Annotated in this window: 20 protein-coding genes; 12 read left to right on the top strand and 8 right to left on the bottom strand. The window is 59.5% G+C overall.

What is annotated here, in order from left to right; all coding sequences use genetic code 11:
- Positions 1-31 precede the first annotated feature (31 nt).
- Positions 32-1141: a type I-E CRISPR-associated protein Cas7/Cse4/CasC gene (cas7e, locus tag HMPREF2547_RS06890; protein WP_318155788.1), complete on the top strand. Its 1110-nt coding sequence runs from the start codon at positions 32-34 to the stop codon at positions 1139-1141.
- The gene (gene cas5e / locus HMPREF2547_RS06885) at positions 1134-1847 is read left to right on the top strand and encodes a type I-E CRISPR-associated protein Cas5/CasD (RefSeq protein WP_070605281.1); all 714 of its coding nucleotides are present in this window, start codon (positions 1134-1136) and stop codon (positions 1845-1847) included. The genes cas7e and cas5e overlap by 8 nt, the downstream gene beginning before the upstream one ends.
- A 34-nt stretch (positions 1848-1881) precedes the next feature.
- On the opposite strand, the gene HMPREF2547_RS11115 is transcribed toward cas5e, so the two are convergent.
- Positions 1882-2070, bottom strand: a complete 189-nt coding sequence (locus HMPREF2547_RS11115; RefSeq protein WP_370548551.1) for a VOC family protein — start codon at positions 2068-2070, stop codon at positions 1882-1884.
- A gap of 47 nt (positions 2071-2117) precedes the next feature.
- Positions 2118-2273, bottom strand: coding sequence for a hypothetical protein (locus HMPREF2547_RS11110; RefSeq protein WP_191622125.1), 156 nt, complete (start codon positions 2271-2273; stop codon positions 2118-2120).
- Between the two features lie 243 nt (positions 2274-2516).
- On the opposite strand from HMPREF2547_RS11110, the gene HMPREF2547_RS06880 reads away from it, so the two are divergent.
- The 7 genes from HMPREF2547_RS06880 to HMPREF2547_RS06850 all read left to right on the top strand — a co-directional run bounded on the left by HMPREF2547_RS06880 (position 2517) and on the right by HMPREF2547_RS06850 (position 13593).
- Positions 2517-3752, top strand: coding sequence for an acetyl-CoA C-acetyltransferase (locus HMPREF2547_RS06880; RefSeq protein ID WP_048734356.1), 1236 nt, complete (start codon positions 2517-2519; stop codon positions 3750-3752).
- Positions 3753-3826: 74 nt separating this feature from the next.
- On the top strand, positions 3827-6058 hold the full coding sequence (locus HMPREF2547_RS06875) for a 3-hydroxyacyl-CoA dehydrogenase NAD-binding domain-containing protein (protein WP_070605277.1): 2232 nt from the start codon (positions 3827-3829) through the stop codon (positions 6056-6058).
- Between the two features lie 140 nt (positions 6059-6198).
- Complete coding sequence (locus tag HMPREF2547_RS06870) at positions 6199-7797, top strand: protein adenylyltransferase SelO family protein (protein ID WP_070605273.1); 1599 nt, start codon at positions 6199-6201, stop codon at positions 7795-7797.
- A gap of 479 nt (positions 7798-8276) precedes the next feature.
- Entirely contained in the window at positions 8277-10022 is a 1746-nt protein-coding gene (locus HMPREF2547_RS06865) for a peptide ABC transporter substrate-binding protein (RefSeq protein WP_070605270.1), read from the top strand.
- 4 nt (positions 10023-10026) lie between these two features.
- Positions 10027-10953: an ABC transporter permease gene (locus HMPREF2547_RS06860; protein WP_016421610.1), complete on the top strand. Its 927-nt coding sequence runs from the start codon at positions 10027-10029 to the stop codon at positions 10951-10953.
- Positions 10946-11914 carry an ABC transporter permease gene (locus HMPREF2547_RS06855; protein WP_070605268.1) on the top strand — a complete coding sequence of 323 codons (969 nt, stop codon included), beginning with the start codon at positions 10946-10948 and terminating at the stop codon, positions 11912-11914. The genes HMPREF2547_RS06860 and HMPREF2547_RS06855 overlap by 8 nt, the downstream gene beginning before the upstream one ends.
- Positions 11911-13593, top strand: a complete 1683-nt coding sequence (locus HMPREF2547_RS06850) for a dipeptide ABC transporter ATP-binding protein (protein WP_070605265.1) — start codon at positions 11911-11913, stop codon at positions 13591-13593. The genes HMPREF2547_RS06855 and HMPREF2547_RS06850 overlap by 4 nt, the downstream gene beginning before the upstream one ends.
- A gap of 200 nt (positions 13594-13793) precedes the next feature.
- Here HMPREF2547_RS06850 and HMPREF2547_RS06845 read toward each other — a convergent pair whose 3' ends face one another.
- Together HMPREF2547_RS06845 and HMPREF2547_RS06840 are read right to left on the bottom strand one after the other, a co-directional pair.
- The gene (locus HMPREF2547_RS06845) at positions 13794-14465 is read right to left on the bottom strand and encodes a YdhK family protein (protein WP_083296871.1); all 672 of its coding nucleotides are present in this window, start codon (positions 14463-14465) and stop codon (positions 13794-13796) included.
- 76 nt (positions 14466-14541) lie between these two features.
- Positions 14542-16026, bottom strand: a complete 1485-nt coding sequence (locus HMPREF2547_RS06840; RefSeq protein ID WP_016421620.1) for a YeeE/YedE thiosulfate transporter family protein — start codon at positions 16024-16026, stop codon at positions 14542-14544.
- A gap of 204 nt (positions 16027-16230) precedes the next feature.
- Here HMPREF2547_RS06840 and HMPREF2547_RS06835 point away from each other — a divergent pair, with 204 nt between their 5' ends.
- Positions 16231-17250 (top strand): hypothetical protein, encoded by a 1020-nt coding sequence (locus tag HMPREF2547_RS06835; RefSeq protein ID WP_070605262.1) that lies wholly within the window; start codon positions 16231-16233, stop codon positions 17248-17250.
- Here the strand turns inward: HMPREF2547_RS06835 and HMPREF2547_RS06830 are convergent.
- From HMPREF2547_RS06830 to betT, 3 genes are all read right to left on the bottom strand, one after another.
- Complete coding sequence (locus HMPREF2547_RS06830; RefSeq protein ID WP_080971496.1) at positions 17247-18065, bottom strand: CDP-alcohol phosphatidyltransferase family protein; 819 nt, start codon at positions 18063-18065, stop codon at positions 17247-17249. The two genes, HMPREF2547_RS06835 and HMPREF2547_RS06830, sit on opposite strands and share 4 nt — an antisense overlap.
- 143 nt (positions 18066-18208) lie before the next feature.
- Positions 18209-19777, bottom strand: coding sequence for an aldehyde dehydrogenase family protein (locus tag HMPREF2547_RS06825; RefSeq protein ID WP_049171791.1), 1569 nt, complete (start codon positions 19775-19777; stop codon positions 18209-18211).
- Complete coding sequence (gene betT, locus HMPREF2547_RS06820) at positions 19778-21958, bottom strand: choline BCCT transporter BetT (protein WP_070605261.1); 2181 nt, start codon at positions 21956-21958, stop codon at positions 19778-19780. It lies immediately after the preceding gene.
- A gap of 338 nt (positions 21959-22296) precedes the next feature.
- On the opposite strand from betT, the gene betA reads away from it, so the two are divergent.
- Together betA and HMPREF2547_RS06810 are read left to right on the top strand one after the other, a co-directional pair.
- Positions 22297-24036: a choline dehydrogenase gene (gene betA, locus HMPREF2547_RS06815; protein WP_049171795.1), complete on the top strand. Its 1740-nt coding sequence runs from the start codon at positions 22297-22299 to the stop codon at positions 24034-24036.
- A 111-nt stretch (positions 24037-24147) separates the two neighbouring features.
- A complete protein-coding gene (locus HMPREF2547_RS06810) occupies positions 24148-25254 on the top strand; it encodes an NAD(P)H-dependent flavin oxidoreductase (RefSeq protein ID WP_070605258.1) in 1107 nt (368 codons plus the stop codon).
- A 115-nt stretch (positions 25255-25369) separates the two neighbouring features.
- Here the strand turns inward: HMPREF2547_RS06810 and HMPREF2547_RS06805 are convergent, their stop codons facing one another.
- Positions 25370-26566, bottom strand: a complete 1197-nt coding sequence (locus HMPREF2547_RS06805) for a globin domain-containing protein (protein ID WP_070605256.1) — start codon at positions 26564-26566, stop codon at positions 25370-25372.
- Positions 26567-26596 lie beyond the last annotated feature (30 nt).

The following is a 26596-nucleotide window of genomic DNA, read 5'->3' as shown; positions in this document are numbered from 1 at the left end:
CGAGAAAGGCCTAAACTCCATGCCCCATAACTTGACCCTCAGCATCGTCACCGCAATCCCATTCAGCAATCTAAACCGTGATGACACCGGAACCCCAAAACGAATTAACCAGGGCGGAGTTCTTCGAGCCCTCCATTCTTCTCAATCGATTAAGCGCAGCATCCGGTTACGCTACGAAAACGCGTCAATGGACCTAAGCATCCGCTCGGGTGAACTCGCCGAAGAAATCGTCGAAAGAGTCTTTGAACTGAACCCCAACGTTGACCGGAAGGCTGCACTGAAAAACGCGAGATCAATCGTCGGCAAGCTCACCAAAGCTGAAGCACCAGCTAAGACTTCTGGCGACGTTGATTCGCAAACCCAAAAGGCTGAATCCGCTCGTTCGACGTGGATGTCAAATGAAGAGATCAATACTGCCGCCCAGACTGTGCTGGCCAGCCTGACGAGCGGAAAGGACATCAAGAAAACCGATGTCAACGAGTTTATTCAGGAGCACCGAACAGGATCACTAGCAATCGCTGCCTTTGGTCGAATGTTCGCCAATTCCCCTCAAAACACAACGGAAGCGGCCCTCAGCGTCTCTCCAGCAGTAACAACTCATGCGACCAGCATCGATACCGATTACTTCTCAACTGTCGATGATCGACACGAGGCACAACATCGAACTGGGGCAACATATCTCGGAGTTAGCCAGTACACCAGTGGCGTTTTCTACCGCACAGTCAGTATCGATAAGAAACAGTTGCGTGAAAGCTGGTCAGCTTTCGATGCAGAAGACTCTCGAGAAAACGTCCGGGAATTGATTCGATCAGCTATCTATGGCCAGCCACGCGGCAAAGAGCACAGCACAGCCCCATACGTCCTTCCAGCCCTAGTACTCGCTGAAGAACAGCGCTACCGGACTGCATATGACTTCCAAACTCCGGTCATCCCCGAAGGAGCTGGAGGATTCCTCGCAGCTACAATCACTTCCCTTTCTCAACAGTATTCCGCAGCACGAAGCTTTGACGCCGGAAACTTCGGCCCCACTGAAGCCCTCGCTGGAACTTTCCCAGGGCTTGAAGGCAAGTTCGGCAAACTCGAGCCGACTCAGCTGGACGACCTCATCGACACCGTCGTGAAGTGGGTTTTTGATGACTGATTCAGTGTTCATTCGGCTGGCTGGGCCAGTTCAAAGTTGGGGCAAACCAGCCATCACCGGTAATTTCGTCAAAACTGACAAAATGCCTACAACCACTGCACTCCGCGGACTGATTGCTGGTGGCCTTGGATACCGCCGAAATGAATGGCCGGACTGGATTTCTGATATCGAGTTCACTGTTCGAGAAGAACGCCGACCTACGTTCGTGGACGACTTCCACACCATCGGCTCGCGTGAAGATGAGTGGGACTTTCGGCGTCGTCTAGCGATTAGCCAAGGACTTAAAGCCAAGTCAGCAAAATCGGTTGCCTACAAACCCGGTGTCGGAGCGACTGTGGTCGTCCGCCGAACATACTTGGCCGATGCGGAATTCATCGTCCGCATAACCTGCGAGGGACACACGGAGGACATTGACCGAGCTGTTTCAGACCCGGTATTTGTTACGTACTTAGGCCGCAAAGCGTTTTCGGCAACTTTCCCGTTCTATTTAGGCACGGGAAAACCCGAGCTTCTCCAACGAATTCCGAATATTTCGACGGACACCCAACTCGGAGATAGCACTACAGTTAATCAGTACTTTTTAGCAAAAGGCGCGGGCACACGCCCCGCAACAGTTGTTGTTCCTCGTGTTTCAACTCGCGCGGAATGGATGGGCAGGGTCGGCCAACTGGGTTTGAAGCTACGGTCAACGATTCAAGAAAACTAGAAGCTCCGAACTTCGGCACAGTGGGATTTTTGATTCACAACGCACGAGCGTGGCTAATGGTATCTCGCGTATCTGTCAATTTCTCCGCCGGAGTCCACGCGCCGAGTTCGTGGCCGGCGGGCGTCGTGAAGCAAAAGCGAAAACTACTTGGGAAGTCGTATGGTTTCTTGGCAATCTTGCCACCCGCGGACGTGACCTGCTCGTAGGCGGCATCGAGATCCACTGCTCTAATGGGGGCATGATTGCGCGGGTGGGATCCTCGGCGTTGATTCAGCTGACGATGCCAGAATCGCTGTTATCGGCGCAGTCGTCGCCGTACATGGCGTAATTCCACCCGAATACGCTGGAGACGAAGTCGCAAACGGTACTCAGCTCCTCGACGGACGACACAGGAAACTCAATGTCATCAAAGAGTGCGCCAGTCACGAACCAATCCTAAGGCAGAATCGAGCCCCCGCCATTCGCCTGCCACATTGCAACGCGCCCCACTCTCGCGCCACATCACCAAAACTACTTATGTAATTACCCCCGGTTTCTCCCATAACCCCAGGTGAGAGACTACGGCGAGTTAACTTTCTCCCCAGCACCCCTCAAATCACCCCCGGCAATCCGCCATTCGTTATAGAGTGACGCACGACACTTTACGACGAATCTGTGAGGTAAAAACACATGACTTCCGCCACCATTCAGCCGGGCGGCGAAGCCTTCATCTACGAGGCAATTCGCACCCCGCGCGGCAAGGGCAAGAAGGACGGCTCCCTCCACGAGGTACGCCCGGTATCACTTCTCGTCGGCCTCATCGACGAAATTCGCAACCGCTTCCCGGAGCTGGATGAAGAACGCATCAGCGACCTCATCGTTGGCTGCGTCAGCCCGGTCGGCGACCAGGGTGCGGACATTGCCCGCACCGCAGCACTCACCGCAGGTCTGCCGTACCGCACCGGCGGTGTCCAGATCAACCGCTTCTGCGCTTCGGGCCTCTCAGCCATCAACTTGGCTGCTCAGAAGGTCCGCTCCGGCATGGACGAGCTCGTCCTCGCCGGTGGCGTCGAGTCCATGTCCCGCGTGCCAATGATGTCCGACGGCGGCGCAATGGCAATGGATGCACAGGTCTCGTTCGCAACTGACTTCGTCCCGCAGGGTATCTCCGCTGACCTGATTGCATCACTTGACGGCTTTGACCGCGAGTCCCTCGACGAAATGGCAGCACTCTCCCACGCCCGTGCCGCAAAGGCATGGTCCGAGGGCCGCTTCGACCGCTCCGTTGTCCCAGTCAAGGACGCTAACGGTCTGACCATCCTCGACCGCGATGAGACCATCCGCGAAGGCGTCTCCGCAGAGTCCCTCTCCGGCCTGCGCGCAGCCTTCACCATGATGGGTGAGCAGGGTGGCTTCGACGCAGTTGCACTGAAGAAGTACCCGCAGCTCGAGCGCATCAACCACGTCCACCACGCAGGTAACTCCTCCGGCATCGTCGACGGCGCTGCACTGACCCTGGTTGGTTCTGAGAAGGCCGGCGCTGACATGGGGCTCACCCCACGCGCACGCGTTGTCGCCACCGCAGTCAATGGTGTCGAGCCGACCATCATGCTGACCGGCATCGAGCCGGCTGTCCGCGAGGCACTGGCCAAGGCAAACCTGACCGTCGACGATATCGACGTGTGGGAAATCAACGAGGCGTTTGCCGCCGTCGTCAAGCACGCTCAGCAGAACCTGGGCATCGACTACGACAAGCTCAACATCAACGGTGGCGCAATGGCCATGGGTCACCCGCTGGGTGCAACCGGTGCCATGATCACCGGCGCCGCAATCGACGAGCTGCACCGCACCGGTGGCCGCTACGCCCTCATCTCGCTCTGCGTGGCTGGCGGCATGGGTGTTGCAACCATCATCGAGCGCGTCTAAAGCAAACCGGAACGAAACTCACAGCGACAATTACCGCGGTCACACCGCGATAACCACAAAGGACTGACTGATTTATGAGCACAGATAACATGTTCCGGTGGGATCAGGACGACGCCGGAATCGTCACCCTCACCATGGATGACCCGAATGCACCGGTCAACACCATGAACCAGACCTTCCAGGACGACATCCGCGCCACCGTGGAGCGCCTGGAAAACGAAATTGGCGACGGCTCTGAGACCTCCATCAAGGGCATTATCATCACCTCTGCGAAGAAGACTTTCTTCGCAGGCGGCGACATCAAGCAGATGTCCAAGGCCACTGAGGACGATGCAGCTGACATGTTCAACATGGTCGAGGACATGAAGGCTTCCCTGCGTCGCCTGGAGAAGCTCCCGGTGCCGATTGTTGCTGCCATCAACGGCGCAGCACTGGGCGGCGGCCTCGAGGTCGCACTGGCTGCTAACCACCGCGTTGCTGCCGATGCCCGCGGTTCCAAGATTGGCCTGCCGGAGGTCACCCTCGGCCTGCTGCCGGGTGGCGGCGGCGTCTCCCGCGTCGTTCGCATGCTGGGCATTCAGGACGCGCTGATGAAGGTCATTCTGACCGGCGCGCAGATGAACCCGGGCAAGGCTCTCGCAGCTGGCCTCGTTGACGAGGTTGTTGCTCCGGAGCAGCTCATCGACACTGCTCGTGCATGGCTGACCAGCGAAGATGCCAAGGCAGCACAGCCGTGGGACGAGAAGGGCTTCAAGATCCCGGGTGGCGACCCGAAGACTCCTAAGTTCGCAATGAACCTGCCGTCCTTCCCGGCAAACCTGACCAAGCAGCTCAAGGGTTCCCCGATGAAGGCTCCGCGCCTTGCTATGCAGGCTGCCATCGAGGGCGCTCAGGTCGACATCGACACCGCACTGCGTATCGAGTCCCGCTACTTCACCGAGCTGGTCACCGGCACCCAGTCGAAGAACATGATGCAGGCGTTCTTCTTCGACCTCAACCACGCTCAGGGCGGCGGCTCCCGTCCGCTGCAGGCTGACGGCACCCCGTACCCGAAGCGCGAGTTCAAGAAGGTTGCCGTTGTCGGCGCCGGCATGATGGGCGCAGGTATTGCCTACGTGTGTGCAAAGGCTGGCATGGAAGTTGTCCTGAAGGACATTTCCCTGGAGAACGCCGAGCGCGGCAAGGCCTACTCCGAGGGTCTGGAGGCCAAGGCTCTCAAGCGCGGTCGCACCACTGAGGAGAAGTCCGCAGCACTGCTAAACCGCATCAAGCCGACCGAGTCCTACGATGACCTGTCTGACGTCGACCTGGTCATCGAGGCCGTCTTCGAGAACACCGACCTCAAGCACAAGGTTCACGCCGAGATCGAGGCCGCAGTTCCGGAGACCTGCATCCTGGGCTCCAACACCTCCACCCTTCCGATCACCGAGCTGGCTTCCCACGTCAAGCGTGAGAAGGACTTCATCGGCCTGCACTTCTTCTCCCCGGTGGACAAGATGCAGCTGATTGAGATCATCTCCGGCGACAACACCGACCCGGCAATCCTCGCCGCTTCGCTGGACTTCGCTGTTGCAATCCGCAAGATCCCGATTGTTGTCACCGACTCCCGCGGTTTCTACACCTCCCGCGTCATCGGCACCGTCATCAACGAGGCCCTGCGTATGGTCGCTGAGGGCTACGACCCGGCCATCATCGAGGCCGCTGGTCGCCAGGCTGGTTACCCGGCACCGCAGCTCCAGCTTGCCGACGAGCTTAACCTCAAACTCATGGAGAAGATCGCTGGCGAGACCCGCGCTGCCGCCGAGGCTGCAGGTCAGACCTTGGACGAGGGCGGCGTACCGGCTTTGGTCGAGGCCATGCTGCACAAGTTCGAGCGCCCGGGCAAGCTCGAGGGTAAGGGCTTCTACGAGTACGTCGACGGCAAGCGCTCCGGTCTCTGGCCGGGCCTGTTCAATGAGCTCCGTGAGGAGCTGAACATCGCCCCGATCGCTCCGGAGGACACCGACCTGCAGGAGCTGGTCGACCGCATGCTCTTCATCGAGGCCATCGAGACTCAGAAGTGCGTCGACGAGGGCGTTCTGCTTCACGACGCCGACGGCAACATCGGCTCCATCTTCGGTATCGGCTACCCGGCCTGGACCGGTGGTACTCGCCAGTTCATTAAGAACTACGACGGCGCCACTGTTGTCGACCCGGCCGCAGCTCACCCGGAGCGCCGCGGCGTCGCGGGCTTCGTCGAGCGCGCCGAAGAGCTGGCCGCTAAGCACGGTGAGCGCTTCAACGCTCCGGAGTCCCTGAAGAAGTAGGACTACCCCGAGCGCACCCCGGTTGCTGGAATTGTTCCAGTAACCGGGGTTTTTCGCCTTCGAGGCCACGTCAACGGCGTAGCACCGCTGAACGCACCAGCGCACCAACCCCAATTCGGCCTACCCGTTAAACTGCGCACATGGCTAGAAACGTCGTTGATCTGCCCTCCGCACTGCCTGAACTCGCTATCGACCAGCAGGGGTTTGACGCCCCATCGCCGCAGCTAATCATGCTTAACGACGAACTCGCGAGCCAGCTCGGTCTCTCCCCACAGTGGCTCCGGTCAGACGCTGGCCTGAAGTTCCTCACTGGCCGCGGAGTCGGCAAGGAAACCGATACCCCACCCGGCGCATACACAACCCCGATGGCCACGGCCTACGCCGGCCACCAGTTCGGTAACTTCGCAGGCCTACTCGGTGATGGTCGCGCGCTCTTGCTTGCCACAGTTGAGGCTGAACCGGGGCTGACTGGACTGCCGGATTACCCCAAAGAGACAACCCGCAGCGACAACACCCAGGCCTACGAGATTCAGGCGAAAGGCACCGGCCCCACACCCTTCTCCCGTGGCGGTGACGGCAAAGCCACGCTGACCTCCGCCCTGCGGGAGTACCTCATCAGCGAAGCCATGTATGCGCTCGGCATCCCCACCACCCGCGCGCTGGCGGTCATCAAAACCGGCGAAGAGATTTACCGCGGCTCGCAAACCCCATTCGACAACACCGACCCCACCACCGAACTTCAACCGGGCGGCATTGTCGTGCGCGTAGCATCCAGCCACCTGCGAGTTGGCACGTTCGAGCTGGTCGCTCGCTCCGGAACGGACACCGGAATCATGGATCGGCTCATCGAGTTCGCCGCGCAGCGGCACGGCTACGAGAGTTCGGCGGAGTCGGTTCTCCGGGACGTCGTCAAGCGGCAAGCCAATCTCGTTGCGGCGTGGCTGGCCTGCGGATTTGTCCACGGCGTGATGAACACCGACAATGCCAGCATCGCGGGCGAGACCATCGACTTTGGGCCGTGTGCGTTTCTGGATGCGCACGATTCGCGGGCGGTGTTTAGCAGCATTGATCACGGCGGTCGGTACGCGTACGGCGCGCAGCCAACAATCGCGGGGTGGAACATGTCGAAGCTCGCGGAGACATTGCTACCGCATTTCGCAGGCACCCCGGAGGATGCCCTCGCACGCGCCCGCGACATCCTGGGCGAATTCGCCGACGAATTCACCGATGCGCTCAGCCGCAGGTGGCTGCCCAAGTTGGGGATTCTCCCCTCGCTTTACGACGACCCGCTGGCCATCCCCCTGGTGCAGCAGTGGCAGGCGTTGCTGGCGAAGTTTGGGCTCGACCACACGAATGCTCATCGGGCGCTGATTGAGGTTCTTGCCGATGGTGATGGGGATACAGTTGCTGCGTTGGCTGCGCTGACCAGGCTGACCGCTGATCCTGCGTTCCCCGCCGCCGCGGCTGAGTGGGGGCAGTTGTGGAAGCAGACGCGGGAAGAGCTGGGAATCGACCAGACGACGGCCCTGACACTTATGGAGGAAACGAATCCGCTGTATATTCCGCGAAACTACCTGGTCACGGAAGCGTTAGCGGCGGCAGGGGCGGGGGATCTGACCGACTACCGGCACCTGCTGGAGGCGGTAACCAACCCCTTTGAGTCGCAAGACGTCCCTGCGGGGTTCACGGAGCCGGCACCGCGGGAGTTGGGTGCTTTCCACTCGTACTGTGGGACTTAATGCGCTGCCTCTCCGCCTCCTCCAAAGTCCACTTCCTCTTCCAAAGCCCACTTCACGACACAGGTGTCACCTCGTGCCAGCTGTGGAGGTGGCATGAGGTGACACCTGTGTCGTGAAGTCGCGGATGGGGCCGGACAGGAGCCCGGCGGTGGGACAGCCAGAAATTCAGCAGCCCCAACCCCTGCGGGGGTGCCAGGATGTTACAACGTTGCACCACTGCACAGGATTAACTCCCCAATCGAGGGTAAAAGACACCGTCAAATAAGGGATGGTTCGCCTGATTAATACTCATATGTTTTTTGGACTTGTATGGTTAGAGACTGTATTGAACGGTCGTATCCAAACCTTAGAGCCCACCACACCCAAGTTGTCACCACCACCATTGCCTATGCAGGTGGGAGGTGGGTATCTAAGTCATTTGGAGTGAGCCGATCACCAAATTCATATCGCCTATCTGGCAGAATCTAGAAAGGCTCGCGATGCATAGACCCGTTGCCTCCGGCCCCTTCCACACCCGGCAGAAACTCCGGCGGAAGCTCCGACAGCGAGAGAAGTCCCGTGCCACAAAACTGCACGCAACAACGCTCAGCGGAAAAGGAAAGTTCACGCTGCATGTCCGCCAGATCCTGGCGGCTTTGCTGGTAATCGCCTTGCCAGGAAGCGCGCTCGCTGCCTGCAGCACTGACCAGCAACAGGTCGGCGCGGGGTTCATTGTGGTCCAGAACTCCGAACCACAGTCGCCGCTGTACACCACTGACACCAATGAAACCGGTGGTGGCGATATCCTCCGCATGCTCTACTCAGGTCTGGTGCGCTACGACACCGACGGCTCGATGATCCTGGACCATGCGGCAGAAATTAAGCCCAACGAGGACTCGACTCATTTCGACATCACGCTGAAACCGGGCTGGACCTTCCACAACGGCGAACCAGTCACCGCGCAGAGCTACATCGATGCCTGGAATTACGCTGCCTACGGACCGAACCTGCAGAAGCAGCAGTCCTTCTTCGCCAACGTGCAGGGTTTTGATGCAGTCTCGGGAGAAAAGGCCACGGAGAAAACCCTCTCCGGCCTGAAAAAGGTCGATGACCTGAGGTTCACCGTGGATCTGACCAACCCAGATTCTTCCTTCCCGCTCAGCCTCGGCTATGTCGCGTTTATGCCGCTGCCGAAGGCCGCGTTCGAAGACAAGAAGGCTTTCGGTGAACACCCAATCGGCAATGGACCGTACAAGATGGCCGAAGGCCGCGCTTGGCTGCACAACAACCAGCTAACTGTGGTTCGCAATGATGACTTCGCCGGTGAGCACAAGGCCCGTAACAACGGCCTGGTATACCGCTTCTACTCGGACGTGGACACCGCATATGCAGACCTCCAGGCCGGCCGCCTGGACACGCTGCCACGCACAATTCCACCAACGGCTCTCGCCAGCTTCCAAACCGACTTCCCCGACTCCAGCGCAAACGTCCCGACCTCCTCTTCGCAGTACTTCGCAATTCCGCGAAATCTGCCAGGTTTTTCGGGTGAAGAGGGCAAGCTTCGTCGTCAAGCGATTTCCATGGCGATTGACCGGAAACTAATCACTGAGAAGATTTTCTTCGACACCCGCACCCCGGCGCGCGAGTTCAGCTCGTTGACGCTCGGCGACCTTGACCCGAACGTACCTGGCCAAGAGGTGCTGGAATACAACCCGAAGAAGGCCCGCCAACTGTGGGCCGAAGCCAACAAAATTGCGCCGTTTACCGGCTCGTTCGACATCGCCTACAACGCCGACGGCGGACACCAGCAGTGGGTCGAAGCGGTGACCAACATGATTGGCGAAACCCTCGGCATCGATTCCCACGGCAAGGCCTACCCGACCTTCAAGCAGTTGCGCGATGAAATCTCCAACGAGACCATCACCAGCGGCTACCGCACTGGCTGGTCAGCGGACTACCCGTCAGTGGCCAACTACATGATCCCGCAGTTCGTCACTGGCGGTTCCTCGAATGACTACCACTACTCGAACCCGGAGTTCGACAAGCTGATTCAGGAGGCGGCCTCGGCAAAGAGCGCAGAAGATGCCAAGCCGATTTATGTCAAGGCTCAGTCTGTGCTGATGGAGGACCTGCCAGCGATTCCGCTGTGGTACCCCAATGCTTCGGTGGCGTGGAACCCGAAGCTGCGCAATGCCGTAGTGATGTGGGACGGCATCTTGGACTACCCAATGATTGAGAAGGACTAGCACCATGGGTTGGTATATCGGAAAGAGACTCCTACAGATGGTGCCGGTTTTCTTCGGTGCCACACTGCTGATTTATGCAATGGTCTTCGCCATGCCAGGCGACCCCATTGCCGCACTGGCTGGCGATAAGCAGCTGCCACCGGAGCAGGTCGCAGCACTGCGCGCCCACTACCACCTGGATGAGCCTTTCCTCGTCCAGTACTGGGAGTACCTCAAGGGCCTGTTCACCCTGGATATGGGCGAGACCTTCTCCGGTCGCTCGGTCGGCGAGGAAATCGCGCTGGCCTTCCCTATTACGATTCGCCTGGCGCTGATGGCCGTTGCCATTGAGGCCATTTTCGGTATCGGCCTCGGCGTTATTGCCGGTATGCGCAAGGGTGGCTTCTTCGACTCCACCGTTCTGGTGATGTCCCTGCTGGTTATCGCAACTCCGACCTTCGTGCTCGGCTTCGTGGCCCGCTACCTCTTCGGTGTGCGCTGGGAGATTGTCTCCCCCACCGTTGGTAGCGATGCCTCCTTTACCTCCCTGCTGCTGCCGGCATTCGTGCTGGGTCTCGTCTCGGTTGCTTATGTTCTGCGACTGACGCGCTCCGAGGTCTCGTCGGCACGCCATGCCGACTTCGTGCGCACTGCCCGCGCCAAGGGCTTGCCAACCTCTGAAGTCACCCGCCGCCACATCTTGCGCAACTCGCTAATTCCCGTTGTGACCTTCATCGGCGCTGATCTCGCTGCTCTGATGGGTGGCGCAATTGTCACCGAGGGCATCTTCAACGTGCCCGGTATCGGTGGCCTGATCTTCCACGCCGTCCAGATTGGTGAAGCTCCCACCGTGGTCAGCATCGTGACCATCCTGGTGGTTATTTACATGTTCGCCAACTTGCTCATCGACTTGCTCTACGCAGTCCTGGATCCGAGGATTCGTTATGCCTAAGCCAGATTCGACGCAGTTAGATTCGACTCAGCCAGAAAAGCAGGCCAACGCCGTGCATACCGGCACCGCGCAGGCGACGAACCCCGACCACAAGCAGTTGCCGGATACCCCACCACTGGGGCTCTGGGGTTCGGCCTGGCAGAACCTGCGTTACCGCCCACTGTTCTGGGTTTCCGCATTCATTATTTTGCTCTCCATCGCAGTGGCCGCATTCCCGTCGCTGTTCACCTCTGTGGACCCGACGGCGGCAAACCTGCGTGACTCGCTGGCCCCAGCCCGTGACGGCCACCCGATGGGCTTCACTCAGCAGGGCTACGACGTCTACGCCCGTGTCATCTACGGTGCCCGCGCCTCGGTCATCGTCGGCATCGGCGTCACCCTGGCCGTGACCGTGGTGGGCATCATCCTCGGTGCCATCGCTGGCTATCTCGGCGGTTGGGTCGACGCGGTGCTCTCCCGCATCACGGACATGTTCTTTGCCATCCCCCTGATTCTCGCCGGCATCGTGCTGATGCAGCTGTTTACCGAACGCACCATCTGGTCCGTGGTCTTCGTGCTCGCTGCTTTCGGCTGGCCGCAGATGGCGCGCGTGGTGCGTTCCTCGGTGATCTCGGTGAAGAACGAGGAATACGTCACCGCCTCCAAGGCGCTCGGTCTGTCCAGCACCGGCATTCTCTTCCGCCATGTGCTGCCGAACTGCCTCGCCCCTGTCATCGTCATGGCCACGACCTCACTGGGTATTTACATCGTCGCCGAGGCCACGCTGTCCTACTTGGGCATTGGCTTGCCGACGACCACCGTTTCCTGGGGCAACGACATCTCTGTCGCACAGCAGGTGCTCCGCCAGGCCCCGTCCAACCTGTTCTGGCCAGCACTCGCCCTGGCGATTACCGTTCTCGGCTTCATCCTCATGGGTGACGCTTTGAAGGATTCTCTCGACCCGAAGGAGCGTCGTCGATGAGCACCGACACCAATACTTCCGCAGCGCCCATTCTCACCTTGAAGGATGTCTGCATTGGCTTTCCGACGACCACAGCGTCCGGCCGCCGCAGTAAATCGTTGACCGATGTGGTGCATGACGTCGACCTTGAGGTTTTCCCCGGTGAGACGGTCGCCATTGTCGGCGAGTCCGGCTCGGGTAAGTCCACCACTGTCCACGCCGCGCTGGGGCTGTTGCCCGGTGATGGTGAAGTCACCGGTGGCACCATCACCTTCGATGGCCGTGACATCACACACCTGACCGACCGCGAGTTTGTTAGCATCCGCGGCAACGGCATCGGCCTGGTCCCCCAGGATCCGATGACCAATCTCAATCCAGTGTGGACCGTCGGTTCCCAGATTAAGGAGGCGCTGCGCGCCAACAGCATCGCCACTGGCTCCGAGGCCCACAAAAAGGCGATTGAGCTGCTGGAACAGGCTGGCCTGCCGAACGCTAAAAAGCGTATCGACCAGTACCCGCACGAGTTCTCCGGTGGTATGCGCCAGCGCGCGCTTATCGCGATGGGCTTGGCCGCGCACCCAAAGCTACTGATTGCCGATGAGCCCACTTCCGCTCTCGACGTGACCGTGGCGAAGAAGATCCTCGACCACCTCGACAAGCTCACTAGCGAACTCGGCACCTCCGTGGTTCTGATTACCCATGACCTCGGTTTAGCTGCCGAACGCGCCGACCGACTCGTCGTTATGCAAGCAGGACATGTCGTTGAGACTGGTCCTGCGTTGGAAGTCCTCACACACCCGCAGCACGCGTACACCAAGCAGCTGATCGCGGCCGCGCCGTCGCTGGCTGCCCGGCGCGGTGACCGCGTGGTGGCGGCACCGACGACTGCGGATCACGAGCAGAAGGAAATTCTGGTCGCGAAGAATCTGGTGCGCGACTTTGCCATCCCCGGCGACCGTCCGTGGCGCAAGGATTCCTTTCGCGCCGTCGATGACATCAGCTTTACGCTGCGTCGCGGTCGCACCATCGGTATCGTGGGCGAATCCGGTTCGGGTAAGTCCACTGTCGCCAATATGGCACTGGGGCTGCTCGATCCGACAGAGGGCGAAGTGCTTTTCGACGGCAAACGCGTCCAAGGCCGGAGTCGTAAAGAGGAGCTGGAGCTGCGGCGTCGCATTCAGCCGATTTTCCAGAACCCGTATGCGACGCTGGACCCGATGCGCACGGTGCATTCCTCCATCGAGGAGCCGCTGCGGATTCACAAGATTGGCACCAAGAAGGAGCGTGAGCAGCGCGTATTCGAGCTTCTCGACCGCGTCGCACTTCCCGCGGAGATGGGGCGCCGCTTCCCCGGTGAGCTGTCGGGTGGTCAGCGTCAGCGTGTGGCGATTGCGCGTGCGCTGGCCCTGAACCCTGAGGTTGTGGTCTGTGACGAGGCAGTATCGGCCCTCGACGTGGTGGTGCAGGCTCAGGTGCTCGAACTACTCGCTGAGCTGCAGGAAGAGATGGATTTGGCCTACCTCTTTATTACGCACGACCTCGCTGTGGTGCGGCAGGTGGCTGATGAGGTCATCGTGATGGAGCACGGCAAGATGGTTGAACACCGTCCGACCGACGATCTCTTCGACCACCCGGAGAAGGAATACACCCAGCGGCTGCTGGACGCCATCCCAGGTGCGTCGTTGGATTTGGATCTGTAGCTGGGCAGTGGCCTGTTTCCCCAGGGCACTTCGCTCCGCCCCCCTCTGGGCCACTTCACGACACAGGCGTCACCTCGTACCAGCTGTGGAGGCGGCATGAGGTGACATAGGTGTCGTGAAGTGGCTGGGCGATTTTGAGTCGGAGCGGATTGAGCGGGAGAAGAGAGAAAGCTATCCGGAAAGACCGTCCAGACAGCCTGCTAGTCCTCCGGAGCAAGCTCGCTTTCAGTAACCCACTTGTGGTTCTTCATGGTCATACCATCATCGTCAATGTCGACCATGTACACCGGCTCCTGGGTGGAGTAGTCAACAGTGCCCTTGGCCCCCTTCATGCCCGCCATATGCTCGGCGTTGATGGTGATCTCGGAGCCGTCGGCAAGCGGTGCTTCGCCTGGGTTCTCCAGCTCCTCATGAACGACCCAGCGGTGGTCCTTCACCGGCTCACTGCCATCGGTCGGGGTGTAGGAAACGGAGTAGGTAGTGGTGTTGAAAACACCAACAACCTTGCCTTCTGCACCCTTCATGCCCGGCATGTGATCGGCGAGAACCTGCACTTCACTGCCGACCGGGAACTTCGCGTTGTCCGCCGCAATCATTCCCTCTGGAGCCGGACCACCATCGGCCGGATGGTCATGGCCGGCCATCGCGTCATCACCATGGTCACCATGACCGCCATGCTCATCGGCATCGTCCATATCATCCATGTCGTCATGGCCCTCAGTGCTGGTGGCCGACACGGAAGAGCTGGTCTCGCTAACAGTGCTGCTTGCCTCAGTACTAGCCGAATCATCGGAGGAGCAACCGGCCAGCACAAGGACGCTGGCGGCACCCGCGACTACGAGAGCATCTAGTGGTCGAATATTCTTTGCCATGGTTGAGCTCCTTTGTTGTTGATGTCAATCAATCTATGCCCTCACCCTAACAACGCTCCCCCGCCGTCACCATGCCTTACTTCCCGCGGCGGACGGAAATCGTCCAGCCAGCTTCACCGGTCTGCTCAAAGTTGGTGACCTCGTGGCCATCCTTCGCAGCCCAGCGCGGAATCGCATCCGTGGCCTGGGTGCAGTCGAATGGGATCACCAGCTCCTCGCCGACCTCAATCTTGTTGATCGCGTCCTTGGCCTCGATCAGCGGGAAGGGGCACACCGCGCCGACGGTGTCGAGCTCGTAACGCCCATCGCCCAGTGGCTTGAGCTTGCCGTCTTCCTGCTTGACGACGCTCCGGTCGAGCAACGCTACCGGCGCGACAGTAAAGGCACCCGCCAGCGGGGAGGCCTCGGTGCCAGCGACACCGGCACCTTCGCTACCCGGCAGGGACACAGGCGAAGTAGCAGCCGAAGTGACCGGAGCAGTTGCCGATACCGCTGTGTCGTTGGTGGTGGAAGGGGTGCTCGGGACGTCGTTAAGCGAAGATGCGGACGGCTTCAGCCAGAGCTTTGCGGCGATAGCGACACCTGCGGCGATGGACGCCAGTGCGAGCCAACCCTGGTAGCTGAACAGCGAGGTCTGAACCATGCCGTTACCGACGGTGCAGCCGCCGGCCCACGCAGCGCCGACACCCATGAAGATGCCGCCGACGACCGAGCGTGCACCCTGGGTGGCGTCCGGGACGCGGAGGCGGAATTCACCGGAGGCCTTGGCCGCGATGAAGGAGCCGACGAGGATGCCGAGGACGAGGAGGACGCCCCAGTCGAAACGCTCGGTGTCACCAGTAACAACGTAGTTGGCGAGGTTGGAGGACGGAGTCGTGATGCCGAGGCCGTCGTTGCGGCCGGTGGCGGCGGACAGCGGCCATGCGATAACGCCAAGTACACCGACGATGGCGGCGGTGGCGTACACGTGCCAGGCCTTTTCAGTCAGAATGTGCGCGAGACCGGACTTGCGCGGCGCCAGAGTGGCCGGGCGCGGACCGGAGAATTCTTCGCGCAGGAAGCGGACAGCGAAGTATGCCGTGACGGCGCTCAGCGCGATGACCAGTGGCCAGATGCTAATGCCCAGAGAGGCGTGAATGCTGGTCAGGCCGACGGTGCGTTCCTTCAGGGAATCCTGCAGGCCGTTGAGGAAGCCAGTCTTCATGGCAGCAGCGGATAGGGCGTAAAAGACCAGTGCGATCCAGGAGCCGATCAGGCCCTCACCGGAGCGGTACCAGGTACCCGAGGCGCAGCCACCGGCCAGGACGATACCAAGTCCGAAGATAACGCCACCGACAATAACGGCCAGCGGTGCCAGCTCGTTGTATTCGGGAGTAATCACGCCGGCGCTGGTCAGTGCGGCCAGGCCGATGGCGTGGACGGAAATAACAATCAGCAGGGCGACGAAGCCGCGCCAGCTGCGCTGAGTGAAGATGTCGCGCAAGAAGCCGGTGACGCAGAAGCGTCCTCGCTGCATAACAAAGCCGAGCACGGCGCCCAGCGCTAGTCCTGAGATGAGCATGAGAGTGTTTCTCCTAAATTTATGAGCCAGTCCGCCATCAAAGCCATAATGAACAGACCTGTCTATTAGTGGATTAGAAGCTACTCTACACAGCGAAAAAAGTCCAACTTAATGAAGTTTTCACAGGGTAGAACACCTGCCAATAGACAGACCGAACCGTATAGTTGCTGGTGAGAAGCGCAAGTTGTGGCAAGCTAAAACACTATGAGCGCACAGAATTCAGCCCTGGTTGGACACCAGCGACACCAGCGGCTCCTTGCGATGCGCTCGATACTCGACCTTCCTTTTACCCATGCTTTCGCCCTTGACCCTCAGGCGGTCATCGATATTTCCGGCGTGGCCCGCCTCAGCGAGCTCAATGCCAAAAATGTCGTGACAATCGACAGCTTGCGTTCACTCGCCCACACCAACACGCAGGACTTTTACGCCATCGATGACGCGGCAGAAGCTCTGGGCACCGCCTTGCGGATGGCAATTTCCTCCCGGCAGCTACTCTGGTTCAGCTCGCTGCCCGAAAGTGATGTGGACAAGGTACAAAACATCCTCGGCGGCGACATCGTTCATGTGGTGGGCCCGGAACTGGCCGTCGATAAGCTCGATGGCAGTACCCTCGAGCTTCCCACTGCGCTGAAACAGCGCGGAGAACCACTGGTGCCCATCGCTATCTCGCCAAGCGAGCTGGTGCAGGCCTGGGCACACGGCAGTCTCGAGCAGCAAAAACTGCTCGCTTACCTGCTGGAGGGAACAAATACGCTGGTCATGCAGCAAAAGGATCTGCATGCACTACGCAAAGTCGGGACCAAACTCATCGAGCGCAACCCCGTGTGGCGCCTGCTCTACAACCCGAAAGTGTTGGCCTATCTGGTGGTAATGGTCTACTCTTCGCTCCGCGCGCTACCTGTGGTTTTCGTCCCCGGATTCCACGGCAATGTCTGGGTGCTGTGGAGCATCGACATCATTACCGCTATCCCCTACACCTGGGGAATTGTCGAGATGATCACCGGCCGCTCATTCGGCCGAAGAATGCTGGGGCTCCTGATCACCCTAGTGACTTTCGTCTCGCCTTACGTCTACTTCTGGGCCAATGGGCGCGATTATCCGATGTGGGTCACCATCTTTGTCATCGCGTTAATTGTCGCAGCCTGCGCCGTCGAATACGTCCGCTGGCTGCGCGACCGCGCCATCTCCGCAATCCTGCGCCAACCACCCACCAACTGCCGCTAGCGACCGCTAAGCGAGCGCCGCACGCCGCCAATAATCAGCCAGGCACCGGCGGCAACGTTGACAGCCACAAGCCCGTGGATAGACGCCTTGCTTAACGACGCTGCCATCGTCTCACTTGCGATAAGCATGCCGGTCGAGACAATCCAGATGAACGTTGCGGCAATGTTGGCAATCCGGCCGCGTTCCACGCGGAATGGATGCGTGTAGTGCAGCGGCACCAGCGTCATTGCGCTGAAGATAAAAATGGCAGCGATGCACACCGCCATGGGCGCGTTCCATACCCACAGCAAGACTGCCACGATGTTCCACGCGGCAGGGAAACCAACGAAGTAGTAGTCGCCGGACTTGGCGGCTTCGTTGGCATAGCAGAACATCGACGACACCAGGACCAAAATAATCAGGGCAATCGCCAACGGCCGTGGCCCCAGTGGCAGATACATAACCATGAAAGCCGCGGGTATGGCGGTCCAGGTGAGATAGTCGACGATGTTGTCCACCACTGCGCCGTTAAACCACGGGACGACTTCCTTGATGTGATGCTTACGCGCCATATTGCCGTCGACACCATCGACGACGAGGGCAATGCCCAGCCAGAGCCACATCCAATGTGGGCTGCCCTCCAGCAGTGCGACCGCAGCCAGCGTTGCCCACACCAAACCGGTCAGCGTGAAGGCATGCACAGCCCAGGCGATGACATGCTGGCGCCAGGTGAAGCGGGTGAAGGTCGCGGCGGTGCTGGCAGTATCGGCGCAGGCAGTATCTGGCCCACTGGCGGTACTAGAACTGGCATTGTCGGAGCGAGTAGTAGCGTTCACGGCAGATGTCCTTTAGAGAACAAAATGCGCACAACTGCAAACCTTTATCGCAGTTGTGCGCAGAGTCGATTTTTTTCAATCGGTGAGTATAACGGCCGATGGGTCGTTTTCCCGTATTTTTACTCGGGCTTGTTCCGAGTTATTTAACGACGATCCTCGAACCAACCGGTAACAGCCGGTGCTGTGTTCTCGTAGACCAGCTTGGCTTCGGTGTACTCCTCCAGGCCGGTCGGGCCCAGCTCGCGGCCAATACCGGACTGACCAAAGCCACCCCACTCGGCCTGTGGCAGGTAGGGGCCAAAGTCGTTGATCCAGACGGTACCGTGACGCAGCTCGCGGGAAACGCGCTCAGACACCTCGCGGTTGGATGACCACACCGCACCGGCCAGGCCGTATTCGGTGTCGTTGCCGATCTCGATGGCCTCGTCAACCGTGGTGAAGGTCTCCACCGTCACTACCGGGCCAAAGGCTTCGTCGTGGACGCAGTCCATATCGCGGGTGACCTGGTCAATCACGGTTGGGAGGTAGAAGTAGCCGTCGGCAAGCGAGGCGGAACCATCGGCGGTGGTGCCCGTGGCGATCTCGCCGCCTACGCGCACACGAGCGCCCTGCTCACGAGCTCGATCGACGTATGCCGCGACCTTATCCAGGTGCTGCTTCGAAATCAGCGCACCGGTCTCGGCCTTCTCGTCGAGCGGACCGCCGAGCTGGATGTGTCCGGCGCGCTCGACCAGATCGTCGACAAACTTCTCGGCGATGGACTCCTCCACAATCAAGCGAGCGCCCGCCGAGCACACCTGACCGGAGTGCAGGAACGCAGCATTGAGGGCATTGTCCAAAGCGGCTTCGTAATCGGCGTCGGCGAAGATGATGTTCGGGTTCTTGCCGCCGAGCTCAAGCGCGACCTTCTTCACAGACTTAGCCGCTTCACCAGCAATAATCTTGCCAGTGACAAGACCGCCAGTGAAGGAGACCATGTCCACCTTCGGATGCGAGGACAGCGGTGCGCCCGCTTCGGCACCGGCTCCGGTAATGAGGTTGGCAACGCCTGCCGGAACACCCAGATCATCGATGACGTGCATGAGCAGAATTGCTGTGTGCGGAGTCAGCTCCGCCGGCTTGAGCACAAAGGTATTGCCCGTGGCCAGCGCCGGTGCAACCTTCCATGCGGTCTGCAGCAGTGGGTAGTTCCACGGCGTAATCAGGCCACAGACACCAACAGGTTCACGCACAATACGCGCGACGACGGACGGGTCATCCGCATCCACGAGACGACCGGCATCATTGCCCGCGAGCTTCCCGAAGTACTCAAAGCAGGCAATGATGTCATCCATATCGGCTGCCGCCTCAGGCAGGCGCTTGCCGGTATCCATAGCCTCTGCCCAGGCAAATTCGTCCTTGCGCTGCCTGATGGCAGCTCCGATATCGAGTACCAACTTGCTGCGCTCAGCTGTGCTCCAGGATGCCCAGGAACCTTCTCCGGTACGTCGGAAAGCAGCGTCGGCGGCGGCGATGGCGCGCTCGGTGTCGGTTGCGTCTGCTTCTGCGACCTCGGCGATGAAAGAGCCGTCGGCCGGGCACTCGATGGTGCGAGTATTGCCAGCGGCTGCAGCGGACCAGGTGCCGTTGATAAACAGCGTGGCGGCCCCTTCGTGAGATTTGGCGGTCTCGGTTGCGAGAGCCTTATCAGTAGTGGAAGGCTTAAAGGTCATTTAGGAATCCTCCTTGGCGTAGTCATCAGACCATTCGCGGACAGGTTCGGCATTATCGGACAGATCTGAGGTGCCCGGGAGATCAGACTGCATATGCAGGAACTCCAAGTGCCGTTCGTAGAGGTCGAGGACGTCGGAAATCAGCTGCTCTTGGGTGTAGCCATAGACGTCGTAGCCGAGCGAGCCGGTAAGCGTGAAGACCTCGAGACGGTAGTAGTAAATATCAGCATCACTGTCCAGGTGTACCAGGCCAGCGAAAGACGGCGTCAAGTGTTCAACCGGATAGACCTGGTAGCGGAAGCTCATCTCCTCGCCGAAACCGACCTGCAGGTCAATCTGGTCGATGCCAACTTCTTCTGCTGGTTCACGGTGCAGCGTCACTTCGCCGCCACGATCCCTGATAGCTTCTGCCACCTGTTCAAGCGCGGGCTGTACCACTCGGTCGAGGTAGCGCATGACTGGCTTCTTGCCCGGGAAGGACATGGAGCGGGCAAGTCGCTTACGCCAGTCGCCCTGTTCGCCATCTACGGCGCGGCCCGACATCGCCCCATGGAGGGCTCGACGTGTCGAATCCTGTTGCAGCAGCTCCAGTCGCAGCGACTTAAAGAGGCCATACATCACCAGATAGATGACAAAGGCGAACGGCAGGCCCATCACAATCGTCGCGGACTGCAGTGTCGGAATACCGCCGACGTAGAGCATCGCGATGGTCAGCACACCGACCACGACAGCCCAGAAAATACGGGTCCACTTCTTACCGTCCTGCTGTGTGTCGGTGATCTTCGAAGTGAAGTTACTCATCACCAGTGCTGCCGAGTCAGCCGAGGTGATGTAGAGCAGCAGACCGATCAGGGAGGCGACTGCCGCCACCAACATCGGTGCCGGGTACTGCTCTAGCAGAAGGTAGAAGGCGCGCTCCGGGTAATCCAATGCAGTCTGCCCAAACTCCGAATCGCCACCGATAACCAGGTCCAGAGCCGAGTTACCGAACACCGATACCCACATCAGAACGAAGAGGAATGGAATGGTCAGCGTGCCGACGACAAACTGACGCAGACTACGGCCACGGGAAATGCGAGCCAGGAACAAACCGACGAACGGTGCCCAGGCCACCCACCAAGCCCAGAAGAACAGGGTCCAGGAGTTCAACCATTCCTGCGCTCCGGAGAACGCGTAGGTATCCATAGTCATGGACGGGAACTTCGAGACGTACTCACCGACGTTCATCACCAGTGCGTCAAACAGGAACGCGGTGCGGCCGGTAACCAGGATGTAGAGCATCAAGCAGATGGCCAGGCCAACGTTGAGCTCCGAGAGACGACGAATTCCCTTGTCGACACCGGAAACTGCGGAGGCGATAGCCACCGATACGGCCACGACGATTAGAGCGATCTGCCAGGACGTACTCTCATCCACCCCGAACAGCACACGCAGGCCGTAATTCAGCTGGACGACGCCGATACCCAGCGAGGTTGCGACACCGAAAACGGTACCCAGCATCGCCGCGATTTCGACCGCTTCACCAGCGGGGCCGTGGATGCGCTTGCCGATAATCGGATAGAGCGCCGAACGAATGGTCAGCGGCATGTTCAGGCGATACGCGAAGTAGCCGAATGCCATACCCATCAGGGCGTAGAGTGCCCAACCGGTCACACCATAGTGGAAGAGCGTGAACACCACTGCCTGACGCGCGGCTTCGATGGTCTCCGCATCTCCGGTCGGCGGGCCATAGTACTGTGCCACCGGCTCTGCTACCGAGAAGAAGAGCAGGTCAATGCCGATACCCGCCGCAAAGAGCATAGAGGCCCAGGAGAACAGACCAAACTGAGGCTTGGCGTGATCGGGGCCGAGCTTAATCTGTCCCGTTCGCGAGATAGCGACGTAGAGCATGAAGAGCACTGCCACCGTCGCGGTCACAATATAGAACCAGCCGAAGTTCTTCGATACCCAGGCGACAATGCCAGCTAGGGTGTCCGCTGCATTGTCCGGGGCAAAAATAGCCCACAGGGCAATGGCAAGAATGCCAACACCTGAAATAATAAATACAGGCCAGTTGACCTCAGGCTCGGAGGTCACACTCGCTTGCGCTTGTTGTGGAGGGACCGACTGCGATCGCTGCATTTCTTGCGACGATCCAGATTTTTCCTCCGTTACCTTCTCAGTTGGCGGAGTATCAGACATAGGAAAATCCTTCAGATTCGGGAACTAACCCAGCATACCTAGTTTGAATAATCCCTCAAGTCTTAGAATCGATTCAGAAGAATTCCTTAACCCCAATTTCAACACCATTACCTGCATCTTTATCTAGTTTTCACGGCGTTTAAAACCATTTCAACTGGAATTGAATGCCAATTGTATGCCATTCTATATATGTGAAGAGGATTTGAGATACGCCTCCGGCCACCTATTCTACTATCAATATATAGGTCCCGCCTTTAAATATCGCTTGAGGCTTATCGCAGTCCTTGAAAACCAGTCCGATATACATCGGCAAACAACCTACGGAGGTACACCAGAACATGGGAGCTTTCCCGGCTGTCTTCAACTTCGGTAAAAAGAATGGCAACACCACAGTCGAACACCGCGACGTCGTCATCGTTGGCGCGGGCTCTGCCGGCTCTGTGCTGGCTAACCGGCTGTCCGCAGACCACACTCAGCAGGTGCTCGTACTCGAGGCCGGCCGCATGGACTCCCTCTGGGACCTTTACATTCACATGCCTTCGGCATTCTCCTTCCCAATCGGCAACAAGTACTACGACTGGAAGTACGAATCCGAGCCGGAACCGGAGATGAACGGTCGCCGTATCTACCACGCCCGCGGCAAGGTCGTCGGCGGTTCCTCCTCCATCAACGGCCAGATCTACCAGCGCGGTAACCCCATGGACTACGACAAGTGGGGCGACACCAAGGGGCTGGAGAACTGGGGCTGGAACCACGTTCTGCCTTACTTCAAGCGCATGGAAAATGCGCTGGGCTCCGACAAGGATGACCCGCGCCGTGGCCACGACGGTCCGCTGCGCATGAAGCGCGGTCCGGCCGATTCTCCGCTGTTCAAGGCCTTCTTCAAGTCTGTCCAGCAGGCCGGCTACAACTACACCCCGGACGTCAACGGCTACCGCCAGGAGGGCTTCGGTCCCTTCGACGCGAACATCGACAAGGGCCGTCGCCTCTCCGCTGCCCGCGCATACCTGCACCCAGCCCTGCAGCGTCCAAATCTGGAGCTCCGCACCCGCGCAGAAGCCACCCGCATCCTCTTCGAGGGCACCAAGGCCGTCGGCATCGAGTACACCTGGAAGGGTCGTACACACCAGGTGCGAGCAGACAAGGTCATCCTCTGCGGTGGCGCTTTCAACTCTCCGCAGCTGCTCGAGGTCTCCGGCGTTGGCGATGAGAAGATTCTGAATGCCGCCGGAGTGAACGTCGTCAAGCACCTGCCTGGTGTCGGCGAGAACCTGCAGGACCACCTGGAGGTCTACATTCAGTACAACGCCACCCAGCCGGTGTCTTCACAGCCGTACCTGGAGAAGTGGCGTTGGCCGTTCATCGGTCTGTGGTGGATGCTCACCCACAAGGGCCCGGTGGCAACGTCGCACTTCGAGGGTGGCGGTTTCGCGCGCTCCAACGACAACGAGCCCTACCCGAACCTGATGTTCCACTTCCTGCCGCTGGCCATGCGTTACGACGGCACGAAGATCGATAGCCCGCACGGTTTCCAGTTCCACGTTGGTCCGATGTACTCGGATGCCCGTGGCCATGTCCACATCACCTCCTCGGACATCAAGGTCAAGCCGTCGATCCTGTTCAACTACCTGTCCACTGATCAGGACCGCCGTGAATGGGTCGAGGCTGTGAAGGTCTCCCGTAAGTTGCTGGACACTCCGGCCATGAAGGAGTACACCGACGGCGAGATTTCCCCGGGTGCAGATGTGCAGACCGACGAGGAAATTCTCGAGTGGGTCCGCAAGGATGCCGAGACCGCCCTGCACCCATCCTGCACCTGCAAGATGGGGCCGGCCTCCGACGAGATGGCCGTGGTCGATCCGGAGACCATGCAGGTCCACGGCACCGAGGGCCTCTACGTGGTTGACGCTTCGGTCATGCCGGGCATCACCAACGGCAATATCTACGCACCGACTATGATGATTGCCGAAAAGGCCGCTGACCTCATCGCCGGCAAGACCCCGCTGGCACCGCAGGACATTCCGTTCTACCGCGCTGGCCAGGGTATGCCGCTGGATCCGCCGGAGAGCACCAAGTAGTTCTTGAGTTCTTGAGGCGGTAGCGCGGCGTCTATTGCGCAACGTCGTTCGTCGGCATTGGCCGGGTTCTCCCACGCGGGGGAATCCGGCCTTAGTGTTACTCTCGCCCCTATGAGCAGTACAACCTCGCAGACACTCGAAAACCTCCGACGCTCATCAATCATTTTGGCGCCGATGGCCGGTGGCCCATCCACGCCCGAACTCGTCGCTGCCGTTTCCAATGCTGGCGGGGTTGGCACCCTTGCCGCCGGATATCTCACTGTCGAAAAGCTCACTGAACAGGCACAGCAGACGTGCACACTGCTTGACGACGGCAAAGGTTTCGGCATCAACCTCTTCTGCCCCAACACGGCTGACGCCGGTGTCGGAACCTCAGAGGAGGAACTTGCTCAGTGGACCGCTTTTCGTAATCGTCTGGCGCCGGCTGCTGCCCACTTCGACATCGATTTGCCTGACACTCCGACCTGGTCAGATGACTACTTCTCGGCGAAAGTCGAGGCAATTCTCGCTGATGACTTTCTGCCCAATCCCGATGCCCTGAAGTTCGTCTCCTTTACCTTTGGCTACCCAGATAACGAGGTCATTGCTCAGGTAAAGGAATCTGGCCGCAGCGTGGTGCTCAATGCGACCTCAATTGAGGGCGTACGAGCGGCGGCTGCAGCTGGCGCTGATCGCATTGTCCTGCAAGGACTAGCTGCGGGTGGGCACCGCGCATTTGTGGAGGGGAAGGATTCGTCCGACAGCATTGGGGCCTCTGTAGAAGAGCTTGCCCAAGCAGTCACCGAAGCATGCGCAGTGACCGATGTACCTATCATCGCCGCTGGTGGGGTGGGTAACCGAGAGGACGTCGTCAAGCTTATGGAAGCCGGCGCGGTGGCTGTGCAAGTTGGCACACGGTTCCTCACCACCGCGGAGGCGGGTACGAAGGAGACGCACCGACGGGCACTGCGTGATTTGGTGGAGCGTGCCACCGTTTTGACTCACGTCTTTTCCGGTAAGCCTGCGCGTGCCATCGAGAACACGTTTACTCGGGAGTTTTCTAGGGTCGCGCCGGAGCTTTACCCGCAACTGCACTACTTGACCACGCCGATTCGCGGCGCGGCGAATAAGGCCGGCGATTCTGAATATCTCAACTTATGGGCAGGTATTGGGTTTGCGCAGTGCGAGGTTCAATATGCGGGCGAGGTTGTTGCGGAGCTTTCCGGCTTGGCCGAGTAATACGAAGCCGCCGATGCTACAAACTGCAAAATGACCAGCCCCGGACATATATCGCGGCTGGTCATTTGGCTTTATTTGTGACGACGACTTTTATGGCGACGGCGCGGTTGTGGCGTTAAGCGTCTAGCAGCCAATCGTTCGGGCTGAACAGCTCGAAGTGAACGTTATCGCGAGCAACACCGCGATCGGCGAGCTGCTGGCGAATGGCCTGCAGGAAGCCGTTGCCACCACAGAGGTAGAACTGAGCGCCCTCCGGCAGCTCCGCATCCGCCAGATTCATCAAATCCGGCTCGTACCACACCTGCTGGCGAGCATTGGCCAATGCGGCGACAGCATTGTTGCGCTCTGCGCGCAGGGCATCTGCGGTTTCTGCGCGGTCCGCGTGGAGAACGACAACATCACGCTTGGAATCGGCAGCCACCAGGGCATCCAGCATGCCGATCATGGGAGTGGCGCCAATACCTGCGGAAATAAGCACCACTGGGTCGTTTGATTTGGTGTCCAACACCAGGTCGCCTGCCGGCAGAGAAATCTCGATGGCATCGCCCGGCTGCACCTTTTCCCACAGCTGTGTGGAAACTTCGCCAGCCGGCAGGTCCTCAGAGGCGTCGACACGACGAACCGCGAAGGTCAGAACACCTTCCTTGCCGCCGACCAGAGAGTATTGACGTAGCTGGCCGGCGCCGTCCGGCATGGTCTGACGCACGGAGATGTACTGTCCCGGGAGGTAGGAAACGGGGGTTTCGTCGTCAAGCTTGACGGAGAATACTGCGACATCATCACCGCGCTCTTCGCGAGAGACGACGTGAGCGGCGCGGAAAACATCACCTGCTTCGACACCGAGGTCGTCATAGAGCCCCTTCTCGAAGTTGATGAGAACACGCTGCATCTCCAGGTAGACGGCATCCCATGCGTCGCGGACAGCTCCCTGAAAGACCTCTGGGGTGAGGATTTCCTCGATGGCATCGAAGAGGTGCTTGTGCACGATTGGGTACTGCTCCGGCTTGATACCAACGGAAATGTGCTTGTGGCCGATGCGGGAAAGCAGTTCCTCCGGGGCAGGAGCGTCTGGGTCGACCAGGGTAGCTGCGAAGGTAGCGACGGATGCCGCCAGCGCCTTCTGCTGAGCCCCCTGCTTCTGGTTGCCGCGGTTGAAGGTATCGGCAATGAGTTCGGGGTGAGCAGCGAACATCCGGTTGTAGAAGTTCGGCGTGATTTTCTCGATGTTGGCACCGACGACGGGCAGGGTTTGGGTGACGACTTCGGCCTGCTCTGGAGTCAGGCCGTTCTTGTTGACATTCAGGTTTGGCATGACTTCACACTATCACTATATTGCGCATTT

This window comes from Corynebacterium sp. HMSC055G02 (assembly GCF_001809065.1).
GTDB lineage: Bacteria > Actinomycetota > Actinomycetes > Mycobacteriales > Mycobacteriaceae > Corynebacterium > Corynebacterium jeikeium_D.
This window is presented reverse-complemented; position numbering and strand designations above follow the sequence as displayed.

What these genes read in the sequence shown, in the direction of transcription:
- cas5e (WP_070605281.1), top strand. Translation starts at nt 1,134, where the DNA reads ATGACTGATTCAGTGTTCATTCGGCTGGCTGGGCCAGTTCAAAGTTGG.
- HMPREF2547_RS06880 (WP_048734356.1), top strand. Translation starts at nt 2,517, where the DNA reads ATGACTTCCGCCACCATTCAGCCGGGCGGCGAAGCCTTCATCTACGAG.
- HMPREF2547_RS06875 (WP_070605277.1), top strand. Translation starts at nt 3,827, where the DNA reads ATGAGCACAGATAACATGTTCCGGTGGGATCAGGACGACGCCGGAATC.
- HMPREF2547_RS06870 (WP_070605273.1), top strand. Translation starts at nt 6,199, where the DNA reads ATGGCTAGAAACGTCGTTGATCTGCCCTCCGCACTGCCTGAACTCGCT.
- HMPREF2547_RS06865 (WP_070605270.1), top strand. Translation starts at nt 8,277, where the DNA reads ATGCATAGACCCGTTGCCTCCGGCCCCTTCCACACCCGGCAGAAACTC.
- HMPREF2547_RS06860 (WP_016421610.1), top strand. Translation starts at nt 10,027, where the DNA reads ATGGGTTGGTATATCGGAAAGAGACTCCTACAGATGGTGCCGGTTTTC.
- HMPREF2547_RS06855 (WP_070605268.1), top strand. Translation starts at nt 10,946, where the DNA reads ATGCCTAAGCCAGATTCGACGCAGTTAGATTCGACTCAGCCAGAAAAG.
- HMPREF2547_RS06850 (WP_070605265.1), top strand. Translation starts at nt 11,911, where the DNA reads ATGAGCACCGACACCAATACTTCCGCAGCGCCCATTCTCACCTTGAAG.
- HMPREF2547_RS06845 (WP_083296871.1), bottom strand. Translation starts at nt 14,465, where the DNA reads ATGGCAAAGAATATTCGACCACTAGATGCTCTCGTAGTCGCGGGTGCC.
- HMPREF2547_RS06840 (WP_016421620.1), bottom strand. Translation starts at nt 16,026, where the DNA reads ATGCTCATCTCAGGACTAGCGCTGGGCGCCGTGCTCGGCTTTGTTATG.
- HMPREF2547_RS06835 (WP_070605262.1), top strand. Translation starts at nt 16,231, where the DNA reads ATGAGCGCACAGAATTCAGCCCTGGTTGGACACCAGCGACACCAGCGG.
- HMPREF2547_RS06825 (WP_049171791.1), bottom strand. Translation starts at nt 19,777, where the DNA reads ATGACCTTTAAGCCTTCCACTACTGATAAGGCTCTCGCAACCGAGACC.
- betT (WP_070605261.1), bottom strand. Translation starts at nt 21,958, where the DNA reads ATGTCTGATACTCCGCCAACTGAGAAGGTAACGGAGGAAAAATCTGGA.
- betA (WP_049171795.1), top strand. Translation starts at nt 22,297, where the DNA reads ATGGGAGCTTTCCCGGCTGTCTTCAACTTCGGTAAAAAGAATGGCAAC.
- HMPREF2547_RS06810 (WP_070605258.1), top strand. Translation starts at nt 24,148, where the DNA reads ATGAGCAGTACAACCTCGCAGACACTCGAAAACCTCCGACGCTCATCA.
- HMPREF2547_RS06805 (WP_070605256.1), bottom strand. Translation starts at nt 26,566, where the DNA reads ATGCCAAACCTGAATGTCAACAAGAACGGCCTGACTCCAGAGCAGGCC.